3 protein-coding genes are annotated in these 4,285 nt (G+C 68.4%); 2 read left to right on the forward strand and 1 reads right to left on the reverse strand.

Features of this window, described 5'->3' with window-relative positions; all coding sequences use genetic code 11:
- Positions 1 to 162 precede the first annotated feature (162 nt).
- Entirely contained in the window at positions 163 to 2,046 is a 1,884-nt protein-coding gene (locus V7Q39_RS19485; protein ID WP_333818271.1) for a flagellar hook-length control protein FliK, read from the forward strand.
- A 7-nt stretch (positions 2,047 to 2,053) separates the two neighbouring features.
- Positions 2,054 to 2,722 carry a flagellar hook capping FlgD N-terminal domain-containing protein gene (locus V7Q39_RS19490; RefSeq protein ID WP_333818272.1) on the forward strand — a complete coding sequence of 223 codons (669 nt, stop codon included), beginning with the start codon at positions 2,054 to 2,056 and terminating at the stop codon, positions 2,720 to 2,722.
- Positions 2,723 to 2,783: 61 nt separating this feature from the next.
- On the opposite strand, the gene ubiB is transcribed toward V7Q39_RS19490, so the two are convergent.
- The coding region (gene ubiB / locus V7Q39_RS19495) for a 2-polyprenylphenol 6-hydroxylase (RefSeq protein ID WP_333818273.1) at positions 2,784 to 4,285 on the reverse strand (1,502 nt) is incomplete at its 5' end.

Raw genomic sequence — 4,285 nt, forward strand, 5'->3', positions numbered from 1 at the left:
ATCGGTCGGATTTTTCGCAACGATCCGCGACGGGGGTAAAGAATGGGTAACTTCTCGGCGGGATAACGGGGCGAATGCGGCAGAAGTCGTGGAACCATGCAAAGCGTCCTGGCGATCCTTCCTGTGTCTTTCGTCCCGGCTGGGGGTCCCGCCGATCCGGTCGTGCCGGAGGATGCGTACGGGCGGGCCTTCGGCGATGTGGTCGCGCCGGAAACGGGCGACGATGGGCCGGATCAGACGGATGCCATCTGTGCCGCGGCGTCGGGACTGGTGCCGCCGGCCTGGCTGGCCATCGTGCGAACGGCGGGAGGGGTGGAGGCCTGCGAGGCTCCGCCGGTCGTCGCTTTTGGCCGGGCGGATGCGGCGGGGTTGACCGATGCGGCGGGGCCAGCGGATTTGCCTGCCATGACGGTCGAGCCGGAGGCTGCCGACCGCAGGCCTGCCCCGCCTCAGGCGGTCATGGTGGCGATGGAGGGGCAGTCGGGCACGAGCAGAGGGGAGATTTTCGCCGACCGGGGTGCAGATCATCCGGATGATGCCGCGGAGGGGCCTTTGGCGACCTTACCCTCGCCCAAGGACAGGCCAATGGCCGGAGCGGTTCTTGTCCCGTTCGATGCGAATTCGACCGGCGAGGGGCGAATGGATGTAGCTGAAGCTGCGACCCTGCTGCCGCAGGGTCTGGAGATCGGGCTGTCCTCGAGGTCGTCGGCGGCGATGGCGCGCGGGAACGTGGCGGTCCCTCCGATGGTTTCCCCGGTCGGCCGCGAGGTGGAGGCGACGCTGCCTGCGCCAGTGGGGATGGCCAAAGGGGATGAGACGATTCCTTGGGCTGCACCCGCAATCGCAAGAGATGTCCGTTCCGAACCGGCAGCCGCATCGCTGCTCGCGGCCCTGGACGTGCCACGCGAACCGGAATCCAGCCGAAGAAGCGCGACACCGGAGGCGGGTGGCGCGGATGCCGGGGATGGGCCGCCGGAAGCCGCAGCGCCGTTGAAGGGGCGTGAGGCGGGTTGGCCGACGCCGGGAAAGTCTGGTTCCGTGGCGCCCGCGACCGGGACGACGGTGGCGGCAGGGGAAACTGCTGCTTCGCCCGACAATCGGCGGGCTGAGGCGATCCCGGACGCTCCGTCGCAGCCAAAGGCTCAAGCGAGGTCGGCGCCTCTGGCACCGGCGCCGGATTTGGAAGACGACGCGGACGGGGCCACGCCTGCTGATCGGGAACCGGAGAATGGCGATCTCCCAGCACTTGTTCCCGGCGTTTGGGAGAGGCTGTTCACCGGCGTCATCGCTCCGGTCATGTGGCCGTCGGACGATCCGGTGACGCTCGCGCCCCTGCTGCCCAGCGCAGGCGCAAGGCCTGTGGGCGAGGGCGTTCAGGCCGCAAACAGCGAGGCGGCAAAACCCCGCGGGGATGCAGCGGACCTGCCGACCGATACAGAGCCCCAGACTGCCGTGATATCGCCGCCGAAGCGCCTCCCGCCTCCCGCGACCGGCCTTCTGCAGCAGGCCGCCGACCTGGCCAGTGCGGACGATCACCAGAGCGAAGAGCTGGTCGTTGTGGGGCTCCCCGGCCTTGCTGCGGGCCGTCCCGGCAATCCCGGTGCGCCGGCCACAGTCCCGGGTCCGGGCCCGGCCACCTTGCCCGCCCCGCAGATTGCCCATCAGATCGGTTCCGCCCTGTCGCATGCCGCGGACGGGTCGACCGAACTTGCGCTATCGCCCGACGAACTGGGCAAGGTCCGCCTGAAGCTGAAACCCGACGCCATCCATCCGGACCGGATGGTGGTGATGATCACCTTCGAGCGCCCCGAAACGCTGGAGCTTTTCCGCCGCCATGCGGGCGAATTGGCCGACGCCCTGCGATCCGCCGGTTACGCCGGGGCCGACATCGGCTTCGGTCAGGAGGGCAGCTTCGCCTCGGGTGAGGGTCGGCAGGGTCCGGCACCAAGTCCCGAACCGGACAGCCCGCCGCGCCCCCGGGCGGCCGATACCACCCCAACCCCCGCGCGCGCCCTTGCCGGGGATTCCCTTGACCTGAGACTGTGAGGCCAGAATGGACGTCCCCTCTGCCACTTCCGCATCGTCGTCGGCCGGCACCACCGGGACCGGTGGAAGCGCGACAACGATCAGTTCGGACTTCAACACCTTCCTGAAGATGCTCACCGTGCAGATGCAGAACCAGGACCCGCTGAACCCCATCGATTCGGCGGATTACGCGGTACAGCTCGCCACCTTTTCCGGCGTCGAGCAGCAGGTGCGCACCAACCAGCTGCTGGCCGACATGCAGGGCAAGTTCCAGCAGCTGGGCATGGCGGAAATGGCCAGCTGGATCGGAAAAGAGGCGCGCTCGGCCGCGCCGGTCGCCTATGACGGCACCCCCGTGACCCTGTCGCCGAATCCGGCGGTGGGGGCAAACCGGGCGGTGCTGGTGGTGAAGGATGCGCAAGGCAACCTGGTGTCGCGTGAAGAGATTCCGGTCAGCGCGAAACCCTACCAGTGGCTTGGGGCCGGGATCGACGGCAGCCCTCTGCCCTCTGGCACCTATTCCATCGCGCTGGAAAGCCTGAACGGCGAGACGGTGATCTCTTCGCTGCCGGTGGAGCATTATGCCCGTGTGATCGAGGCGAAGGGCGGTGGCACCTCGGGGACCCGGCTGGTGCTGCAGGGTGGGGTCGAGGTACTGGCGACCGACGTCACCGCCTTGCGCGAAGCGCAGGGCTGAGGCCCAAGACCTCTCGAAAATTCTGGCAGGTTCCTTTGAGGGACTCCGGCTCGCCCGCTGGTCAGACGAGACGGTCGATCAGCATCCCGGCCCCGAAGGCCGCAGCGGCCAGAAGAAGCCACCACAGCGGCGCAAGGGACCGCCGGGGCCGCACGACCACGGTGGTGGGATTGCCGATCCGGATCAGTTGCGCCTCCATCAGGGCGGGAAGCTTCGGGCCGAAGCGGCCAAGAACGCGGGCGGTCTTCAAGAGGTCGCGCAGCAGGGCCTTGGGGCCGATGTTCTCGCGGATGTAGCGCTCGACGACGGGACTGGCGACCTCCCAGATGTTGATATGCGGGTCGAGCGAGCGGGCCACGCCCTCCACCACCACCATCGTGCGTTGCAAGAGGATCAGCTCGGTCCGCGTCTCCATCCCGAAGCGTTCGGTGACCTCGAAAAGATAGGCCAGCAGCCGGGCCATCGAGATGCGGCTGGCGTCCATGCCGAAGATCGGCTCGCCCACGGCGCGCAGCGCGCGGGCGAATTCGTCGATGTCGCGGTCGGCTGGCACATAGCCGGCCTCGAAATGCACCTCGGCGACGCGGCGGTAATCCTTGCGGATGAAGCCCATCAGGATCTCGGCATAGACCCGGCGGGTGTATTCGTCGATCCGGCCCATGATCCCGAAATCATAGGCGATGATGTCGCCGTTGGCCGCGACCTTCAGGTTGCCCTGGTGCATGTCGGCATGGAAGAACCCGTCGCGCAGCGCGTGGTTCAGGAAGAGTTGCAGCACGCGCGCGGCGATGACCCGGCGGTCCAGCCCGGCCGCGTCGATCAGGTCGTTGTCGTTCAGCCCGATCCCCTCGGCCCAGCCCAGCGTCATCACGTTGCGCGAGGAGAGGAACCAGACCGGCTTCGGCACCTGGAAGCCTTCGTCCTTTTCCGTGTTGGCGGCGAATTCGGCGGCGGCGGAGCTTTCGAGCCGCAGGTCCAGCTCGTCCATCACCACGCCCTCGAAATGGGCGATGACATCGACGGGGCGCAGGCGGCGCGAGAAGGGGGCGAGGCGCTCGATCCAGCGGGCGGCGAGGTAGAAGGCGTCGATGTCCTTGCGGAAGGCACGTTCGATGCCGGGCCGCAGGACCTTGACCGCGACCTCCTCGCCCGTGTCGGCGCGGCGCGCGCGGTGAACCTGGGCGATGGAGGCGGCGGCGACGGGTTCGGAGAAATCGGAGAAGAGCGTGGCGACGGGCAGATCCAACTCGGCCTCGATCATCGCCTTTGCCGTCTCGGTCGGGAAGGGCGGCAGCTTGTCCTGCAGGACCTTCAGCTGCTGCGCCAGTTCCTCGCCCACGATGTCTGGGCGGGTGGAGAGAACCTGGCCGAACTTGATATAGGCGGGGCCAAGCGCGGTCAGCGCCCTGGTGGCGGGGGGAAGCGCCGGGTCGCCCCGCAGGCCCAGCCATTTGAACGGCCAGCCCAGCATCCGGGCGGCAAAGCGCAGGCGGGGGGGCGCACGGAAGGCCTCCAGCACCACGTCCATCGCGCCGGTGCGTTCCAGCGTGGCGCCGGTGCGGA

Origin of the sequence: Tabrizicola sp. (assembly GCF_036781545.1) — a bacterium.
Classification (GTDB): Bacteria; Pseudomonadota; Alphaproteobacteria; order Rhodobacterales; family Rhodobacteraceae; genus Tabrizicola.